Origin of the sequence: Alkaliphilus serpentinus, from assembly GCF_009017255.1 — a bacterium.
GTDB classification, from domain to species: domain Bacteria; phylum Bacillota; class Clostridia; order Peptostreptococcales; family Natronincolaceae; genus Alkaliphilus_D; species Alkaliphilus_D serpentinus.
Map to the genome: position 1 here is coordinate 41,265 of NZ_WBZB01000016.1, position 18,437 is coordinate 59,701.

Genomic DNA, 18,437 nt, shown 5'->3' on the forward strand with positions numbered 1-18,437 from the left:
CATCCTCACGTACTAATTATGTACGCTGCGGGGCTAGGTTTTCTTGCGCCTCGAATCTAAGAATTTTTGAACGGTCTTACAGTAAGTTATCTAACACATATTTGGACCTTCTATTTTACATACTCATGCTTAAGCTTTATAACAGCTGCATCCATCAGCCCTTGAAGATTGGCTACATTGTCGCCTCCACCTTGGGCTGTAATGGGATTGCCTCCACCTTTGCCATCAATTAAACCAATAACCTCTTTAAAAAGCTTGCTTATATCAAGGGATAGGTCTTTTGAGCGGGTAAAAACTACCTGTGCTTTATCCCCCTTGGCAGCCAATAGAGCAACGGTATTAGGATATTGATTTAAGGCGGCAGCTAAGGTTTGAAGCTGCTTCATATCCTTATCCTCAAAGACCAAAGAAACTAAGGAAATTCCTTGATATTCCTCTGCCTCCCTATGATACTCCTTAACCTGATATTCCAGTAAAAGACGACTTTGTTGATTATACTTTTTATTTAAATCCCTGAGCTCTCTATAGATTCTTTCTGTACCTTCATAGGCCTCTACATCCTTAAGGGATAGAAGGGCAGATATAGAATTGATCTGCTGGTTTTTCCAAATGAAGTCCTTTAAAGCCCTCAAGCCACATGCAAATTCTATACGAATATTACCCCTAACCTTCTCCCATTTCCTCACCTTAACCATCCCAACTTCACCAGTATAGGCAGGATGAGTACCGCCACAGGGGGAATAATCGTAATCCTTTATTTCAATTATTCGTATATCCTCATCGGTAGTTGGTTGTTTTCTTAAAGGAAGCTCTTTTAACCCTTCAACCGATGGGAATAATGATTGAACTTTTAGGTTCTTATAAATTTGATTATTGGCCTCTAGCTCTACCTTCTGCAACTCTTCATCGGATATGGAATCCATGGTAAGGTCTATTGTAACTGTTTCTGTTCCTAGGTGGAAGCCAACGGTTTCTGCATTATGGTGTTTTTCAAACACAGAAGAAAGTATATGCTGACCTAGATGCTGCTGCATGAAATCAAAGCGTCTATCCCAGTCTATTCTACACTTCTGTATAGCACCTTTACCAGGATCCTGATCAACCACATGATATATAACTCCATCCTTAATAAATACATAGCTTACATAGCCATCACCTATATTTCCCTCATCCCAAGGTTGTCCACCCCCTTCAGGGTAAAAGCCTGTTTCATCTAAAACAACAAGAAATTTTCCCGGCCAGTTTTCGTTTTCCTCTACTGAAATAACTGAAGAGGTAAATGTAGAAAGGTAGGGATCTTCCCAAAAAAGTTTCTTAGTCATCAAAAATCACCTCTGTTTTCATTAGTATAACTTTGATTATATCATTAATTAGTAGTTTTTAACATATTTTCTAGGTTGCTTTTCGGTATGTATAGTATGTCTCCTAAGGAAGTCTTAAGCTTAAAATTATCATTTTTAATACCATAAAACTCATAAATATCATTTTCCATATCCTCTATAATAGCCACCTTATAGGGGAATATTGAGGCTGGAATTTCTCCAATAATAAAGGTCTGATACTCCTCCTCCCATATATAGGTATTGGTAAAGGAATTGGATTCTGTGAGACTAAAGACTTCTTCCATAGGAAGATCCTCTGAAGTTGCAATATATTTTTTAAAGGTTGTAATGGTATTAACCTTCAATGGATAATTTAATGAAAAATCTATTACAGATTCTTCAATTACCTTAAACCATTTATCCTTAGCACCATTGGGATTTATCCAGGATTCATTATAGATTTCCTCATAATAGAGGGTTTTTTGCCAAACTTCTTTGAAATCATCACCAATGTAATTATATACATCAACAAATTTTTCATAGAAAAATCCACCAAAGCTTTCATCCAGTATTTGATAGATTAACATCATATGATAATCCTTCTGTGGAAGGGGAATAAACTGGAGGGACTCCACCTTTACAAGGTTTTCAATATGATTAACATAAACATAGTGATTCAGATTTTTTTCAAATACTGCTGCTACTGCAAAGTCCTTTGTCAAATTTAAAACAACAATTAACTGGGGCTCTTCTTGAGGCATAATACTAGACTGGTAAACCAAAACCTCTATATAATCTATATATTCCAGCCATTGGAGATAACCAATAGATCTGAGAACTCTATCGGCAATCATGTTTTTGCTTGCTTTATCCTCCATATTTAATAGGTAGTCATCCAATAAGGTTTGTGTTATCATATATTCTGGTGATGAATATTCCTTAAGTACCTTGATGTATTCTGTATCAGAATAAAAAATATTGTTTAAAATAAAGGAAAAGAAGGATAATAGTAATAATAATAGTATAGTAATTATATTTTTCAAATTAATCACCTCAATGAAATATATGATTGTAAATCATCAAATATGGATATGACATGAATATAAAATAAAGAAGTACTGGAAGAAGGGTTAAAATAATGACATTGATTGCACAGAATGGTTTAGAATACACAGTAGATCTGATTTTTACGATCCCTATGGCAACAGATGAATTTAAGGTGCTACAATTACTAATTGGGAATCTGGTGAAATATACTTATAAAATTAGTGATGAAGGGATCATTGTAATATATACTCTAAATGTCGATGCTGAAATAGCCAAAATGGGTAGGTTTAAGGATGTTCCTAGTGTTACTGAAATTAAAAAATATATGCCACTGGTGGTGGCCACTGACACCTTTATGAAAAGTGATTTGGTATTTTCTAATGATGTTATAAATTATTATATAGATAAAGAAGCATTTAATGGAAAACTCATTTTGGATGAATTAAAACAAATACAAGAAAAACTACAAAATACAGTAAAAAATCCTACAATAAAAATAACCAATTTAATACTAAATAAAAGAAAGAAACTTCATAAATAGACCATGAATAAACCCGATTTAGAGTACTCTAGATCGGGTTATAAAATAATGATCAACAATTACAGATTTTCCTCAATTAAAATATGTTCCCATTTATATTGTCTTGCCAAATTAATAGGTTCCATATCCTCGGAGAATAGGTCTAAAGTATAGCAAAGACTTACTCTAACAATAATATCGGCTATGTTCTCACAATCGGAATCGCTTATACAACAATCTAGGTGATCGCTGGTAAATTCAACAGCATGATCTATTGAAAAGGGCTTTGATATATTTAAACTGTCTAAAATATAATTTTTAATACTAGCATCCCCTTGGGAATTGTATGTACCCATTGCTTTTATATAATCTGTAAAATAATTTCGGTCTATACTTTTTAATATTCGATTTTTATCCTTATAGGCAAGGTCTTTAATACCATTGTTAATATGGGCAAACCAAAGAGAATGCCAATAGGCTTTTTTTCTTTCTCGATCCTTTTTCTTTTCAAGATGCTCAGCCATAGATAAGATTTTCGTCAAGTTTTATGCCTCCCTATACTTGTGACATTAAGCAATTTTACGTATAATATACATCGGAGAATAGATTTAATCAAATTGTCTATAGGTCATATAAATCTAAATTGACGAAATAGCATTTGAATCTTCTGATTTTCAAGGTTTTTTATATGTATACATAAATTTACCTTTATAGATGAATGATGGTTTTTTATAGGGTGAAAGTAATAAGTAATAAGTAATAGGTAATAGTTAAAAGTTAAAAGTGAAAATAAGCAGATAACCAAATCTCTGATTTGAGTTAGTCGCTTAGCTAGATATATGCTGCAAAACATCATCACCATTCAACATTTATCATTTATCATCCATATAAATATGCTTGATTATTATATTTAAATATTCAATATAAAATAATGATATACATAGGGAAAGGTGTGGTCAAATGAATAGTCTAATAACGGAAAAAATCGTTACCTCTATCTATAAGAAAGGAAATATAGAAGAATTAGCCATATTAGAGGAGGAATTTTTTAAGGTCTGTAAAAATCACCAGTTGTTTATCGATTGGTTAGCTTACGATTATTTAGATAAAAACAAAGAACCCTTTAGTGAGGTTTATTATCCTATAGATAAAGAGGCTATACCTAAGGAGGATGAGGAATATCTTAAAGCAGCATTAACCTCCTTTGTTGGGGTTTATGAGGTTGATAGATTCGAAGAAAATTATCTAATTCTTAAGGATGTCTTTACCAGATTTAAAATAAAGGTATCAAAGGATGAAATGGATGAGGAAATCGAAAAGTATGATATAGTTATTGGAAGGTTTATGAGGAGTCCCAATGGCAGACTGCTGGGATCAGCTGTGATATCTTTACCCTGTCAGTTTAAAACCATACTTGTAGGCCATATCGTTGAGGAATATGACAGAAAAAGAAATCTAGAGGCTTCTTTAACCTATGAAGAGTTCTTTAAAAAATATCCCTTAGTCCTTCTAAAAATCGTAACCAGTATTAGCTCCTACAAAAACCAAAGGGCAGATTTGACTGTTTATCAAAGTGTCTATGCCGTAAAGGACCATAAAAGGGTTAGAAGTCTTCTGAGGGATATGGATACCTCCCCAGAGATCAACGGAAATGAAGAAATATTTAGCCTTTCTCATAAAGGTAGGGTAGTAGCAGAAATTGTCCTCAGTGAAAAAAACCTTGAGGTGGAATGTAAAAGCAGTTCAGAAAGACAAAAACTCAGGTCAACGTTAGAAGCCAAGCTGGGTAAGGATATATTACATATACGGGATGAAAACCTTACAATAGATGACATCCTATAATTCCAAACTCTATAGTCTTTTATCTAGCAACATACCAGCTATAGAGAAGGTCCCATGGGAGTCAATATCATAGGTCTTGTTTTTTGTAGCTCTTGAGAGTTTAATGCTTCTAAAAATATTGAAGAGCTTTCTAATTAAACCATTTTCATAATCAAAGAGAAAAAGAATATCAGATTGAAGGTTTATGTCAACAGAGTTAAAATGAAGATGGAAAAACTCATCCATAGTAACTCCGATATTCTTTAAGGAATCTTGATATTTTAACAGGGTTTCTTTAATTTGATTGCTATATTCTAGGGTATTAAGGTGACTTTCTAATTTTTTCAAGCTCTCATAGGCATGATTATATTTATCAACTAGGTCCCTTAATAACTGGGTCAATTGGTTTATAGAATCATAATCTTCATTCTCCTTAAAGGAATCAAGGGTATCTTCAAGCTGCTGCTGGTTTAGATAAAAGCGTTTATAATGCTTTTTTAAATCCCTCAGCTTTTCATAGAATGCTTCTGAATATAGTAAATAGGTGTCCTTTGAAAAGGTGGTATCATTTTTTGCAGGCTTAATTGGGTCAACAGCAGGTGGAGCTGATATTGAATTCACAGACACCTTTCTGTCTACATACATATTTCTTAATCGTTCGCTATTTACACGGGATACTTTACTCACGGTTGGTAGCCTCCTCTCTTAAAGAAAATGAAGAATTAAGAATTGAGAATTGTTTTATTACATAAAAAAATATTTTTTTAAAAAAAAGAAGGGTTTTTAAGGTGAAATGTTGAAACAATACAATGCCAACAAAAGCGCAAGTTCAATCATATAAATGCCCAAATATGATTGAGGATAGGTGAAGATTTATCTTCACCTGTTTTTTTTGTTTAAAATAGTAATTTTTTTCAAAGGAGGCATGTGATGAGGTCAGAATTTTACTTAGAATGTAAAAGCTTTATAAACGAAAACCTTCAAGGGCTATCTTTTAAAAAACCTGAAGGATTACTATGGATATACCTCCAAATATACTACTATAATTTATACCCACAGAATACTCCATTAAATAGCAAAAAGACATTTCTAGATTATCTAGATGGAGATCATCATTTTAATTCATATCTTAGTGGATTTACTGAAATCCCTGAGGAATTCTACAATGAAGTCCATAAAAAAATCCTATCGCGTTTCTCCTTTAAGAAGATAGGGGACCTTCAGGAGGTAGCCTTGAAGGAATTTGAGATATTATTTGAGGGAGCCTTGCAAAATAACCTTAGAAGTAAAACCGGGACCTATTATACTCCTGCTGAAATTGTTGATTTAATGGTGAATAGAGGGATATTAGCTACTGTAAAAGAGGGTAAGCAACAAAAAATGTTACAAGCTGTATTAGATCACAAAAGTATTAATCTAGAAGAAGCTATTGCAAGGAAATTAATTACCCACCTAGAGGGAATCAAAGTAATTGATATCGCCTGTGGCGGAGGCGTGTTTTTAAGGGAGGCCTTAAAGACCATCACAGAGGCTTTATTAACATTATATAGCCTTCTTGGTGTCAGAAAGCAAACTGTGGAAATAAAAGAGCTAATTTTAAATAATATTTATGGTATTGATCTCCAAGAGGATACTGTAGCCCTTTGTAAGCTCCTTCTCTTGATGGAGATTAATAAAGGGTCTACTACAGAAGCAAAGGATTACACCCTAAATATTCTTGCAGCAGATGGTTTGTTGACAGATGAAATCAACCAAAGGAAATTAGAGGGAGAATTTGATTTAGTAATTGGAAATCCGCCTTATATAGGAGAAAAGGGTAATAAGAGAATATTTGAGGAAATCAAAAAAACCTCTTTTGGAGACTCCTACTATGAAAGTAAGATGGACTATTTTTACTTTTTTATATATCGTGGCTATCAGCTATTAAAGCAGGAGGGAACATTGATTTATATTACAACAAACTATTTTGTTACTGCCGATGGAGGACAAAAGCTAAGGGCCTTTTTTAGAAAGCATATGACCTTTCGATGGCTGGTAAATTTTAATGAGGTAAATTTATTTAAGGAAGCAAAGGGTCAACACAATCTGATATTTTTAGCTGAGAAAACCAAAAAAAGCATTGAAGCTGAGATCATTCATTTGGGGGATAAAACAAGAAAGCTATCGGATATTCATAAGGCTTTAAATGGTAAAGAGGTTAAAGGGGTTGTCAACTCCAAGGTTTTTAATGTAGATTTATATGATGAGAGGGGCAACATAGTCCTTTATCAAGAGAAGATGGATTTTAAGCTACAGAAAAAACTACTATCGGTTTCTACAAAAGCTTTAGGTGAACTATGCAATATCAACCAAGGGATGGTTAGTGGAGCCGATAGACTATCTACAGCATGGGGTAATGCCCTTGGACTTAGCCAGAATATTGGGAAGGGGATATTTGTGTTAAAAGAAGCAGAGGTAAAGGAAAAGGCCCTTGATCATCCTTTATATAAAAATTTCCTTAAAGATTTCTATAAAAATAGCGATATAGTTAGATATTCTACTAAAACCAGTAGGGGTCTAAAGATCTTGTATCTGGATGATGAGTATCCTAAGGATATAATAGATTATCCTGCCCTTTATAACCATTTGAAAGAATATAAAACTCTTTTAATGGAAAGAAGGGAGGTTAAAAAGGGGACAAGAAAATGGTACGCCCTACAATGGCCTAGAAGTAAAAAAATCTTTGAAGGGAAAAAGCTTTTAGTGCCTCAACGAGCTAATGTGAATTCCTTTGCATACCATGAGGGTCCATGGTATGCCAGTGCAGACGTTTATTACATCACTCTGAAGGATGAATCAAACTCCATATTCTATCTTTTAGGAATATTAAACTCATCAGTAATATACTACTGGCTCTATCATAGAGGCAAAAAAAAGGGAGAGTATTTAGAGCTATACTCTACTCCCCTAAAATCGATTCCCATCTGTTACACAGATGATCTTGAGGTCATAAAAGAGATCGAAAGAACTGCCTACCAGCTGACCTTTGGTAATTTAGATCAAGACCAATTTCAACAATGCTATCATAGAATAGACCAATTGGTATTTGAGCTTTACAGGTTGGAAGAGGAAGAAATATACTATATTAAAGATTTCTGCAATGCCAAAATCAAAATAGGAGTACTTAGGGCTTAGTGTTGGTCCATATCTCCTTACCATCACTGTAAAAAACCACTGTACCATGGTGATCTGTTCGATAGATATGGAAATTTTGTAGCTTTTCCAAGGTTTCAGTATGGGGAAAGCCATAGGTATTGTTTTTACCTAAGGAAATAACGGCGATATCAGGCTCTACGGCATCTAAAAATTCTTTGCTGGTGGAGGTTTTACTACCATGGTGACCAACCTTTAATAAATGACTTTTTAAATTGACTTCTTCATAGGTAGCCAAAAGGTCTTCTTCAACCTCAATTTCTGCATCACCAGTAAAAAGAAAGGCTTTGTTATCATAAACCAATCTAGCGACAACACTCCAATTATTTAAACTGTTGCCATCCCTTAAGGGAGCTAAAATTGATAGGCTAATATCAGGGTCCAACTGATAGGTTAAGCCTCCCTTAGCAGGAGTGATTAATAGATTTTTACTCTCAATTGTAAGTAATAGCTCTTCGAAGGTTTTACTGGTATGACTAACCTTTGGCATAATCATTTCCTTTATTTCTAGAGCTTCTATAACATCCTTTAGCCCACCAATATGGTCAGCGTGGGGATGGGTGGCAATGAGAATGTCTATGGTATCAACCCCTTGGTCCTCTAAATAGTCTACAATGTATGGGCCATATTGAGGCTGGCCACCGTCTATCAACACTGCTTTGTTTTCAGGGGTGGTAATAAGAATACTATCTCCTTGACCTACATCTAGCACATGAACCTTTAGAAATCTGTCGTTGGAGATTGTTTGGACATTGGGTGAAATCTCACAGCCCACAAGGCTGGTTATAAGTATCGTAAAAACCAATAATAAAATTACACGCTTAGAGAACATAAAACACCTACCTAATCTATCTATACTATAATCATATAAGAAGTCCACTAAAAAGAAAAGAACCTTATGTTTTATATTATAAGAGATCATGAATTAGAAATCAGTCAAAATGAAATGGTATAAAATTGGTAGTTGGAGGGCAATACTTACTGCCTAAGAAGGGAGAATTAACACTTAGAACAAAAGCATTTCATGCGTTAATTTTCTATGGTTAAAATGCTTTTGTTTTCCAGAGAACCCATGCGTTCTCTAGGACACTTCTTTTTCGGTCGTCTCACCGTCTCGACGCCGTTCGTAGCACAGTGTCACTTATTCGTGACACAACTCACCTCTCCTTATTTTTATAAGGGGGAGGGGCCCCTTAAAATCCCCCATTTAATAGGAAAAAAGAGAACTTTCCTATTAAATTAAAAAGAGAGGATGAGGATGAAAGTGACAGCTCATAGATTATTCATCTTATTGATGGTGATTTCATTGTTATTAACTGGATGTACAGCTACCGATGATATAGAAACAGAATCATTGGCCCTTCAAGTAGAGGAAATTAAAGAAGCAACAGAAGTTGAGGAAGAACCGGAAATTGAAGAAGTTTTTGATATAAAAATCGAGAAAAATGAAGACCATTTTCGTATAACCGGTGGAGAAATTAAAGACTTTTTTATTTGGGAGAATGAGGAGCAATTGCTATTGACTGATGAGGAGTCAGGAAAAACCCTCCTTCTTAAGCTTCAAGAAATAGAATGGGAAGAGACGAATCCCCCTATAGTTGACTTACTTAATGATGGTGAGCGGATTGTAGCAATAGAAAGCCCCTTAGAGGGAAGATATTTCATCATTAAAGAGACTGAAGGTTTTACATTGTATCATCTAAGCAAGAATAGCTTTAAATCCATAGCAACCATTGCTGGAGAAGATTATCCCAGTTATAAAATTAGTAAAGATGGCAGCAGGATAGCATTTATAGATGATGAAACAAAAAATATCAGCATCTATAGCTTGAATACAAAACAATTTACAAGCTTTAATTTAGACATAGAAGTGGAAGAGTACTTAAAGAATTTTCATGAAAGGGTTATTTTATCTCCTAAGGGAACTTATCTAACCTTAATTACGAAGGATGATAATGGAATAGAAGGCTTTAAGAGCTTTTACTCAGATAGTGGTAAAATCCTTCATGATTTAATTTATGGTGTTTGTCCCGTATGGAGCAACAATCAGAATCATATTGCCTATCTCTATAGAAGTAGTTCGGAGGCTGTAGCAAAGGAGACTATAAATGGTGTACCCCTATATACCTCCGATAAGCTTGGGATATTTAATCGGGGAAGCAGAAAAATCAGTTTAGTCACCGAGGTTGAGGGTCCTAATAAAATCATTGGTGGGGCCCAGTGGACTCCCAATGACGACATCCTTATTTTTACTGGTGGAGATACTGATCTATCACTCCTTTATCTATATACAGTAAAGAGTAAAAGTATAACCACCTATAAGAATGATGCCTTCATAATCAGCTATCAGCTGCTGGAGAATCAAAGCTTAGTTCTCAATGTTTCTCAAGATGAAGGAACTGGATTAAAGGTTGTGAATACAGGGGATGGTAGTAGTACAACAATTGACGAAATTAATAGCTTTAAGCTATCAAAGACCAATAAAGAAATTCCCTTTTTAATCATCAATGATGAGATTATCTATATAAAGGAGAATTCTTTGTATGCATTAGATAGTCAAAATAGTAGGTGCCTTTTTAAGAACAGAAGAGAGATTGATAGCATACAATATCTCAGCAATATTAGTTCAATAGCTGTTGTTTTTCAGGATGGACCAGCAACAGAAATTGCTGTGGTTCCTTACAACCCTAAAGAATAAATTCCCCAAGACAATGACTTATTAACCCTCAATCTGAACTGAAAATAACAAAACGTGCTATGACTGTTGTGGTAACAGAATAGCACGTTTTGTTATTTTTTAGAAAGATGTACTATGGATATATCTCTTGGCTCCTTAAAAAATCAGCAAACCAGTTATCGTAATATTCTTCTATATCCTCAGCATAGTATTTATAGATTTCGTCATTATTTTTCATATACAATTCTACAATATTGGTATCAGGGTTTAACAAAATTGAAATGCCATCTGCCAATATAGAAAAATCATGAAATGTAAATTCTACTGGGTGCTTGTAATGGATGGTAATATATTTCAATGCTGCATTATACTTTATTTTTTCATCTCCTTCAGGAAATCCCAAATTAAAGAGCATTTCTTTTACTAGCATAGTATCCTTTTCAACATATTGGCCTTCTTGAGATTTAACTGCATTAAAGACCTCTTGTAGCATTGATGATATATTATCCCATCCTAGCTCATTGCTATAACTCTTATCATAAGGCAAAAGATATCTAAAATAGCTGTAGTTGAAAACATAAATGTTAACTTCATCAAGAGGATTGTTTGTCAATTCTCCTGTAAAGGCATAAGGATTTTCTGGGTTTTCCTCATTTTTTCCATTCTCCGTATTATTTGCTGGTATTATTGCTTCCTCCACATTTATATCATTAGAATTTTTATCTTCCAAATTTTTCTTTGCTGGAGAACAACTTGAAGTAAGTAAAATTAGAAGGAGAAATACTACTAAATATTTAGTATTTTTTAACTTCATACAATCATCTCCTGAGGGTTGCTATTTACTTAATTGGGTATATAAAATATGATAACATGGCTACGAAATCACAAATAAAAACATTAATAACGATAAATAAATAAAATAGAAAAATAAAGAAAATATTGTAATTAAATGTATATTATCAGTTATAATCCTCAATGTAAATAGCAAAAGTATAAAAATAACAAATTCCAACTAAAGTCTTATTTCATCGTTTGTTAATTGGGTCTTTGTACATAGCCCCTTCTTAGTAATTTTAACCTAAGGCTAATGAATCATTAGCCCTTTTTCAATGAATTTACTTTTTATGGTTAACAAATCAGCATACTTATAGTAGAATAATAGATGCACAAGCTGACTAGAAGGGAGGCTTTAAACATGAAGTTAAACTTATTTTTTACCAGTAAAGCCAATAGAACAAACTTTATGATAGACCACTTTAACATAAGTAAAGCTACAATAGAGGGCAACAAGCAGATAGATCCAGATGTTTCTGGAGTTCAGGGACTGAAGCTCAAGGGTAGCTACAAGCATATGCCTGGATACTGGCTAGAGATAGAATTTTGCAAGAGCTTAAAGGGTGTTGGGCTATATCATAGCTTAAATAAAGAAGGTACCTCTGATAAAGGAATTTTTTATCCAAAATCCTTTGAAAAAGCCATAGATTTGGAAAATGGATGGATAAACAAATATCATATTTCAAGCTTAGATGAGGAGGAAGATAAATGGCGGGTTTTCTATGCCGAGGTTAAGAGTCATATGAAGGAAAAACGATACATGGTGGCCTATTGGGGTTTAAAGGTGATCTTAAAATATAATCCTTTTTTCTTAAAGAAATATAAGAGATTTTATATATTTGAGGAGCTAGCCTATCTTTTTGAAGAAAGTAATAACTTAGGCAAGGCTATTAAATGCCTAAAGCTTCACATCATGTTACAACCCGACTCCATAGAACCCTATTTAAATATGAGCAGCTTCTTTATCATAAATGGAATGGAGGAGGAGGCAGTAAAGGTTTGTCAAACTGCTTTAAAGAAGAAGCCCTATAACAAGTACTTAATCAGTAATCTAATAATTGCATTAAACAACATGGGAAACTACGAATATTCAATCGATTATTTGAAAAAAGTAATTCATATACATCCAAACAACGCCTTCTTTTGGAAGCTATTGGGAGACATATATTACGAGCAGGAAATGAATGAAGAATCTCTGGATTGCTACCAAAGGGCTTTGAAGAAAATGAAGGTTAAGAATATCGATGATTTTACTATAGATTTGTATAATGGTATAGCTGCGGTTTATTATGAACTGGAGGATTACCAAGAGGCGGTTAAAAACTATAAAAAGTCCTTAAAGCTCTCCCCCGATGATTCTTACACTCTTTTAAGCTTATCTCAGATTTATCTGTATAAGCTAAAGGATAATGATTCTGCCTTAAGCTATACAAAAAAGCTTTTAGACCTTATCCCAGAGAATGGTTACCCTCAATATCAAATGGGAATTATTTACTTTCAACTAGAAAATTATGAAAAGGCTAAGTGGTATCTTTATAAAGCCAGAAGAATGATGCCAGGCTATGAGCCCGTTCATGAAGCCATTAATATGCTGAAGCAGTTTTTGGAAGAGGGTACTAATAGAATGAAGAATGAAGAATGAAGATTTGTAGAGGGGTGTTAAACAAATGAAGCTAACAGTTTTAGGTTGCTACGGACCCTATCCAAAGGCTAAAGGTGCATGCTCAGGCTATCTGTTGGAGGATATGGATACTAAAATTCTTATTGATTGTGGAAACGGCGTAATATCAAAGTATTTTGCCCATTGTGGAGATTTGAATATCCTTGATGCAATATTAATAAGCCATTTACATCCTGATCATATGAGTGACCTAATGGTACTGAGATACGCCATAGCAATTGGCCAAATGGAAGGTCGGGTGAAAAAGTCAATTGACCTTTATCTGCCTTCAAGTCCAAGGGAAGAATATGAGAGAATACCCTATAAAGAGGCCTTTAATAGACATATCATAGACGATGGAATGAGGATAGAAATTAAAGGGATTAAAATAACCTTTTTTAGAACCAATCATCCTATTGAATGCTATGGGATGATTTTTGATAAGGGAATTAAAAAATTTGTGTATTCTGGCGACACAAAATATTTTCCAGAGCTTAATGATTATGTAAAAAAATGCGATTTGTTTTTATGTGAGGGTGGCTTTCTTGAAGCCAATCGAAAGGATGACACTCCCCATTTGTCCGCTTTACAGGCAGCAGAAATTGCCCAAAAAGTTTCTTTAAAAAGACTGATTCTTACCCATATTTACCCACCGGTTAAGGTTGTCAATCTTTATGAAGAAGCCCGTGAAATATTCCCTAATATAATTGAAATTGCAGAGGAAGGAAAGACTTATTATATTTAAATCTGTAATTCATAAATTTAAGCTATAGGGTAAAAATAATATAGAGAACCTTTAAAGGAAAGGTGGCTATATTATGTTAAATAGTATGATGGAGAGAAGAGTTAAAAAGGATGATGGTGGTTATGATTTGTATTTAGAAATACCTGAAAAGGAATATCTCAATATTTATGAAGATGTAAACGATGAAGCAGCTACAAATATTCTTAAATTATTTCTTGGTTACCATAGGGATGATGGTAGACCGGACTCTATTAAAATTAAGCATGATAAAGCCAATCACTCTATAAACATCTATGCCTTTTTAAACTATGAGGATAATACCCATACCGATGAATATTATACTCCCCATCAATATCTAAGTATTACCAGTAAGAAGTTAAAATAATGGGTGCAGAAGGTCTACGTGACTTTCTGCTTTTTTTTTTGTATAATGGCATAAAGTAGCTGTTTAAATATTTGGGGGGAGTATGGATGAAAGCCTCTATAATAATTTTTATTTTAGTAAATAAAGAGAAGATCACTTCTATGGGTAAATAGTATGGTGATGGAATTTTTGTTGAAGCTGAAAAAAAGACCTTTTCTATTTTTATTCATTTTTCTAGCTATGGGAATCGTATTTTCATATTGGATTGCAATTAGAGTAAATGTAGCTTTTTTAGTGATCATAATGTTAGGAGCATTATTTTGTATCATTACTATAGATAAAAAGTTTACATTCTTCATAGGGGTTATCCTATTCATTCTGGGAATTATTTTATATCAGTTACAATTTACCCAAGAAAGTAGACTTGTTCCTTTAACAAAGGATCATCACTATGGAATTGCTAAGGTATTAAGGGATCCAATAAAAGGTGATTTTAACTGGCAGGTGGATATAAAGGTTACAAAGCTACAGACTAATAAGTGGGAGATGAAGCTTCAGGAAAAAGCAAGGTTGTTAATCTATCATGATGGTGACACTCCGCCCATGAAGGGTGGCCAATGGATAAAACTAAAGGATATATCCTCTTATGAGTATATAGAAGGGTACAGACCAGAGGGTTATAACCTTTATTTAAAGTCTAATCGAATAGACCATATCCTATCCGCTTCCGCCAATTCTATAGAAGTTATCGATACAGTAAAATGGAATCCATTAATAAGCAGTTTGAGGTTTAAAGGGATTGCAGAGGAGATTTTTGATCAAACCTTGGGCTATAATCAAGGGAGTTTAGCTAAGAGTATGGTATTTGGGAATCAAGGATATTTATCAGAGGAGGTTCTAAAAACCTTTTCTCGCAGTGGCACAGCCCATGTAATTGCCATATCCGGCCTCCATGTAGGCATTATCATCCTGATTCTTGGTAGGGCTATGGCTTGGATGGGCTTCAGTAAGAATACAGGATATCTAATAAGTTTAGCCCTTCTCTTAATTTATGGATATATTGCAGCCTTTCCTGTATCCATTATACGGGCCATAGCAATGTTTGGAGTATTCATTTTGGGATATAACCTCCACAGACCCTATGATTCTATTAATGGTCTATCTGCAATAGCCTTTATTATTCTTTTATTTAATCCAATTGCAATATTTTCGGTATCCTTTCAGCTATCCTTTGCAGCCACTATGGGGATTATCCTTCTTTATCCTAAACTGAATAAGCTATTTGCCTTTGTACCAAAGGTTATTGGAGGACTTCTGGCGGTTACTATCTCAGCACAGCTTGCCACCATACCAATAATAGCCTATCATTTCAAGGAAATATCCATTGTAGCATGGTTGGCAAATCTTTTAATTGTACCCTTTATGTCTATTATTCTAGGTCTAGCTCTTTTTAGTATTATTTTAGGCATTCTGAATTTGAGCTTTGCAGTCATTATAAATCAATTAACCAACCTGCTTCTAAGCTATACCTTATGGGTTGTTGAATTTCTAAGCAGCTTTAACTACAGTAGCATTGAAATAACCAACATCAATGTCATCACATTCATTACATATTATATTTTTCTTATTGTCATCTATCATTTATCAAGTAAAAGGATATGGGGGACTAACAAATGATCAACTATCAGGACCTTTTAAAACAAATAAAAGCCAACTCTTTAGGAGGCTTATATTTAATCTATGGAGAAGAGCCCTATCTTATGGAGGACAGTGTTAAAAGAATTATTAAGCACCTAATCTCCCCTGATTTTATAGAGCTAAACTATACAAATCTAATAGGTAAGGACATATCGGTGTCTACCCTGATAGATGCCTGTGAAACCCTACCCTTTATGGCGGATAAAAAACTAGTAATGGTAAAGGATTTTGAAGTCCTACAAGGAAAAAAGAAGCTATCAGATGAAGAAGAAGAGGAATTGATAAAATATCTTGAGGGGTTACCGGATACCACCTGTTTGGTTTTCTATGGATTGCCCTCCGTTGATTCAAGAAGAAAATTGGTTAAAGCCATTGGTAAATATGGTGAAGTAGTTCAAATCAACAAATTAAAGGATAAAGAATTGGAAACATGGATTATAAAGTACTTTCAAAAAAGAGGGAAAACACTCCCCCAAAAGGATTCCATGACATTGGTGAGTAATTTAGACTATATTGGGAGAAATGCCACCCAGAGTCTTTTAGATATTGAAAATGAGATGAATAAAATCATTGCATATGTAGGAGACAAGGAAAGGATAGAAATGCAGGATATTGAAGATATATCTGTATTTAAGCATCAAAGTGATATTTTTAAGCTATTAGATGCCATAGGGGCAAAGAATTTGAAGGAAGCTATGGTGGGGGTAACTGATATCCTTGATGGTGGAGAAACTGTATTTAAGCTAATGGCCACAATTGTCAACCAAACAAAAAATATTCTCATGGTGAAGCTCCTAATGGAGGAGGGATATAATTCTAAAATGATCGCAACTAAGATCGGAATTCACCCCTATGTCGCATCTAAGGCTGCAACCCATAGCAAAGGCTTTACTGTAAGTAGACTTAAGGAATTATTAAATAAAGCTTTGGAAATGGAGTACATGATTAAATCGGGAAAAATTAATGATCGACTAGCCTTTGAAATATTAATTATGGAATTGTGTAAGGGATAGTAAATCAAAAAAAGCAAAAAGCGTACTTTTGTACGCTGTTTTTTTATTCTAAGTATTGAATGGAATCGAGACACGGATTTTTTCAACACAGGAATTACATTGCCTTGTTTAATCTTGAAGCTAGTCTTGATACCTTTCTTGAGGCCTTCTTCTTGTGAATTACACCTTTAGCAGCAGCTTGGTGTAGCTTCTTCTCGATAAATTTTAATCTTGCCTTGGCATCATCTAAAGCTCCAGCAGTTATTGCTTCTTCAAATCTTCTCACTGCAGTTTTTAATTGAGATTTAACCATTCTATTTCTTGCAGTTTTCTTAGCAATAACCTTAATACGCTTCATTGCTGATTTAATATTTGCCAACCTATTCACCCCCTTGCGTGGTCATTAACACAGTAATTTTATCAGAAAAGCATATAAAATGCAATAAAAAAATTATATTTGTTTTATTGCCATTAACAATAATATGATACATTTGTTTATATTTTATAACATTTAATCAAATACTAATAAAAAATGAGATGAGGTGAAGAAATGTTTCAAGTTAGAACTGACCTTGCGATGGAGGCAAGAGAATTATACCATGAAGAGAAGCAAATTGAAATACCCGGTGTGGCTGTTGATCAGGATTTTTTTAAGGATGTTACCATTACCAGAGTTGAGGTCTTAGAAAAGGAAGCAGAAGCCATCATGGGTAAACCCATAGGAAAATATATCACCATTGAATCTTCAGCCTTAAGGAGGAGTGATGCAGATTTAAGGGATGAAATTAGTCAGCTATTGGCAAAGGAGCTACGGGCTCTTGTTGGGCCAGAAAAAAATTTAAAGGCTCTGGTGGTTGGGTTGGGTAATTGGAATGTAACCCCAGATGCCCTAGGCCCCAAAGCTGTTTCAAAAGTATTTGTCACTCGTCACTTATTTCAGTTTTATAATAAAGATCAGGATGATGATTTGGCAGAAATCAGTGCAGTATCCCCAGGAGTTATGGGTCTGACTGGAATAGAGACTACAGAGATCATTAAGGGGATAGTAGAAAGAACCAAGCCCCATGTGGTTGTTGCAATAGATGCATTAGCATCTCGTAAGATGGAAAGGGTAAATACTACAATACAGTTGTCAAACGCGGGGATCAGCCCTGGATCTGGGATTGGTAATAAGCGAAAGGCCCTCAATCAAGAAAATTTAGGGGTGCCTGTTATTGCTATAGGGGTTCCTACTGTTGTGGACGCTGCAACCCTTACCAACGACACAATTAAAATGGTGATAGAGGCCTTTGCAAGGCAAACCTCAAAGGGCTCACAGTTTTATAATATGCTGATGGATTTGAAGGATGAAGAAAAATATGCATTAATCAGAGAGGTGCTGGAGCCCTACAATGCAAATGTAATGGTTACTCCCAAGGAGGTGGATGAAGTCATATCAACTTTATCACAGATAATTGCCAATGGCATAAACATTGCCCTTCATCCCGGGATAGACCTTAAGGATGTTAATAGATATATTCAATAGCTAGAGGTATAATTTTATAGCAGCCCACATATGATTTATA

17 protein-coding genes are annotated in these 18,437 nt (G+C 34.4%); 10 read left to right on the forward strand and 7 right to left on the reverse strand.

Going from position 1 to position 18,437, the window contains the following annotated elements; translation table 11 throughout:
* Positions 1-110: 110 nt before the first annotated feature.
* Both F8153_RS06315 and F8153_RS06320 read right to left on the reverse strand, forming a co-directional pair.
* Complete coding sequence (locus F8153_RS06315) at positions 111-1,322, reverse strand: alanyl-tRNA editing protein (protein ID WP_151865532.1); 1,212 nt, start codon at positions 1,320-1,322, stop codon at positions 111-113.
* Positions 1,323-1,366: 44 nt separating this feature from the next.
* A complete protein-coding gene (locus tag F8153_RS06320) occupies positions 1,367-2,365 on the reverse strand; it encodes a hypothetical protein (RefSeq protein WP_151865533.1) in 999 nt (332 codons plus the stop codon).
* A 95-nt stretch (positions 2,366-2,460) separates the two neighbouring features.
* On the opposite strand from F8153_RS06320, the gene F8153_RS06325 reads away from it, so the two are divergent.
* The gene (locus tag F8153_RS06325; protein ID WP_151865534.1) at positions 2,461-2,910 is read left to right on the forward strand and encodes a hypothetical protein; all 450 of its coding nucleotides are present in this window, start codon (positions 2,461-2,463) and stop codon (positions 2,908-2,910) included.
* 59 nt (positions 2,911-2,969) lie between these two features.
* Here F8153_RS06325 and F8153_RS06330 read toward each other — a convergent pair whose 3' ends face one another.
* Positions 2,970-3,431: a hypothetical protein gene (locus tag F8153_RS06330; protein WP_151865535.1), complete on the reverse strand. Its 462-nt coding sequence runs from the start codon at positions 3,429-3,431 to the stop codon at positions 2,970-2,972.
* A gap of 418 nt (positions 3,432-3,849) precedes the next feature.
* Here F8153_RS06330 and F8153_RS06335 point away from each other — a divergent pair, with 418 nt between their 5' ends.
* Complete coding sequence (locus F8153_RS06335; RefSeq protein ID WP_151865536.1) at positions 3,850-4,731, forward strand: hypothetical protein; 882 nt, start codon at positions 3,850-3,852, stop codon at positions 4,729-4,731.
* 9 nt (positions 4,732-4,740) lie between these two features.
* Here the strand turns inward: F8153_RS06335 and F8153_RS06340 are convergent, their stop codons facing one another.
* A complete protein-coding gene (locus tag F8153_RS06340; RefSeq protein ID WP_151865537.1) occupies positions 4,741-5,397 on the reverse strand; it encodes a hypothetical protein in 657 nt (218 codons plus the stop codon).
* Positions 5,398-5,640: 243 nt separating this feature from the next.
* Here F8153_RS06340 and F8153_RS06345 point away from each other — a divergent pair, with 243 nt between their 5' ends.
* Positions 5,641-7,884: an Eco57I restriction-modification methylase domain-containing protein gene (locus F8153_RS06345; RefSeq protein ID WP_151865538.1), complete on the forward strand. Its 2,244-nt coding sequence runs from the start codon at positions 5,641-5,643 to the stop codon at positions 7,882-7,884.
* On the opposite strand, the gene F8153_RS06350 is transcribed toward F8153_RS06345, so the two are convergent.
* Entirely contained in the window at positions 7,874-8,734 is an 861-nt protein-coding gene (locus tag F8153_RS06350) for a ComEC/Rec2 family competence protein (protein ID WP_151865539.1), read from the reverse strand. The two genes, F8153_RS06345 and F8153_RS06350, sit on opposite strands and share 11 nt — an antisense overlap.
* A gap of 426 nt (positions 8,735-9,160) precedes the next feature.
* Here F8153_RS06350 and F8153_RS06355 point away from each other — a divergent pair, with 426 nt between their 5' ends.
* Positions 9,161-10,600: a TolB-like translocation protein gene (locus F8153_RS06355; RefSeq protein WP_151865540.1), complete on the forward strand. Its 1,440-nt coding sequence runs from the start codon at positions 9,161-9,163 to the stop codon at positions 10,598-10,600.
* A gap of 112 nt (positions 10,601-10,712) precedes the next feature.
* On the opposite strand, the gene F8153_RS06360 is transcribed toward F8153_RS06355, so the two are convergent.
* A complete protein-coding gene (locus F8153_RS06360) occupies positions 10,713-11,393 on the reverse strand; it encodes a hypothetical protein (RefSeq protein WP_151865541.1) in 681 nt (226 codons plus the stop codon).
* Positions 11,394-11,774: 381 nt separating this feature from the next.
* Here F8153_RS06360 and F8153_RS06365 point away from each other — a divergent pair, with 381 nt between their 5' ends.
* From F8153_RS06365 to holA, 5 genes are all read left to right on the forward strand, one after another.
* Positions 11,775-13,055 carry a tetratricopeptide repeat protein gene (locus F8153_RS06365; protein ID WP_192929689.1) on the forward strand — a complete coding sequence of 427 codons (1,281 nt, stop codon included), beginning with the start codon at positions 11,775-11,777 and terminating at the stop codon, positions 13,053-13,055.
* Between the two features lie 25 nt (positions 13,056-13,080).
* The gene (locus F8153_RS06370) at positions 13,081-13,818 is read left to right on the forward strand and encodes an MBL fold metallo-hydrolase (RefSeq protein WP_151865543.1); all 738 of its coding nucleotides are present in this window, start codon (positions 13,081-13,083) and stop codon (positions 13,816-13,818) included.
* A 73-nt stretch (positions 13,819-13,891) separates the two neighbouring features.
* Positions 13,892-14,203, forward strand: a complete 312-nt coding sequence (locus F8153_RS06375; protein ID WP_151865544.1) for a hypothetical protein — start codon at positions 13,892-13,894, stop codon at positions 14,201-14,203.
* Between the two features lie 219 nt (positions 14,204-14,422).
* Complete coding sequence (locus F8153_RS06380) at positions 14,423-15,859, forward strand: ComEC/Rec2 family competence protein (RefSeq protein ID WP_192929690.1); 1,437 nt, start codon at positions 14,423-14,425, stop codon at positions 15,857-15,859.
* Positions 15,856-16,893, forward strand: coding sequence for a DNA polymerase III subunit delta (gene holA, locus F8153_RS06385; RefSeq protein WP_151865546.1), 1,038 nt, complete (start codon positions 15,856-15,858; stop codon positions 16,891-16,893). The genes F8153_RS06380 and holA overlap by 4 nt, the downstream gene beginning before the upstream one ends.
* A gap of 94 nt (positions 16,894-16,987) precedes the next feature.
* Here holA and rpsT read toward each other — a convergent pair whose 3' ends face one another.
* The gene (gene rpsT / locus F8153_RS06390; protein WP_151865547.1) at positions 16,988-17,251 is read right to left on the reverse strand and encodes a 30S ribosomal protein S20; all 264 of its coding nucleotides are present in this window, start codon (positions 17,249-17,251) and stop codon (positions 16,988-16,990) included.
* Between the two features lie 171 nt (positions 17,252-17,422).
* Here rpsT and gpr point away from each other — a divergent pair, with 171 nt between their 5' ends.
* Positions 17,423-18,397 (forward strand): GPR endopeptidase, encoded by a 975-nt coding sequence (gpr, locus tag F8153_RS06395; RefSeq protein ID WP_151865548.1) that lies wholly within the window; start codon positions 17,423-17,425, stop codon positions 18,395-18,397.
* The last annotated feature ends 40 nt before the right edge of the window (positions 18,398-18,437 follow it).

Coding starts and splice junctions, on each gene's coding strand:
- F8153_RS06315 (WP_151865532.1), bottom strand. CDS start 1,322: ATGACTAAGAAACTTTTTTGGGAAGATCCCTACCTTTCTACATTTACC.
- F8153_RS06325 (WP_151865534.1), top strand. CDS start 2,461: ATGACATTGATTGCACAGAATGGTTTAGAATACACAGTAGATCTGATT.
- F8153_RS06335 (WP_151865536.1), top strand. CDS start 3,850: ATGAATAGTCTAATAACGGAAAAAATCGTTACCTCTATCTATAAGAAA.
- F8153_RS06345 (WP_151865538.1), top strand. CDS start 5,641: ATGAGGTCAGAATTTTACTTAGAATGTAAAAGCTTTATAAACGAAAAC.
- F8153_RS06350 (WP_151865539.1), bottom strand. CDS start 8,734: ATGTTCTCTAAGCGTGTAATTTTATTATTGGTTTTTACGATACTTATA.
- F8153_RS06355 (WP_151865540.1), top strand. CDS start 9,161: ATGAAAGTGACAGCTCATAGATTATTCATCTTATTGATGGTGATTTCA.
- F8153_RS06360 (WP_151865541.1), bottom strand. CDS start 11,393: ATGAAGTTAAAAAATACTAAATATTTAGTAGTATTTCTCCTTCTAATT.
- F8153_RS06365 (WP_192929689.1), top strand. CDS start 11,775: ATGAAGTTAAACTTATTTTTTACCAGTAAAGCCAATAGAACAAACTTT.
- F8153_RS06370 (WP_151865543.1), top strand. CDS start 13,081: ATGAAGCTAACAGTTTTAGGTTGCTACGGACCCTATCCAAAGGCTAAA.
- F8153_RS06375 (WP_151865544.1), top strand. CDS start 13,892: ATGTTAAATAGTATGATGGAGAGAAGAGTTAAAAAGGATGATGGTGGT.
- F8153_RS06380 (WP_192929690.1), top strand. CDS start 14,423: ATGGGAATCGTATTTTCATATTGGATTGCAATTAGAGTAAATGTAGCT.
- holA (WP_151865546.1), top strand. CDS start 15,856: ATGATCAACTATCAGGACCTTTTAAAACAAATAAAAGCCAACTCTTTA.
- gpr (WP_151865548.1), top strand. CDS start 17,423: ATGTTTCAAGTTAGAACTGACCTTGCGATGGAGGCAAGAGAATTATAC.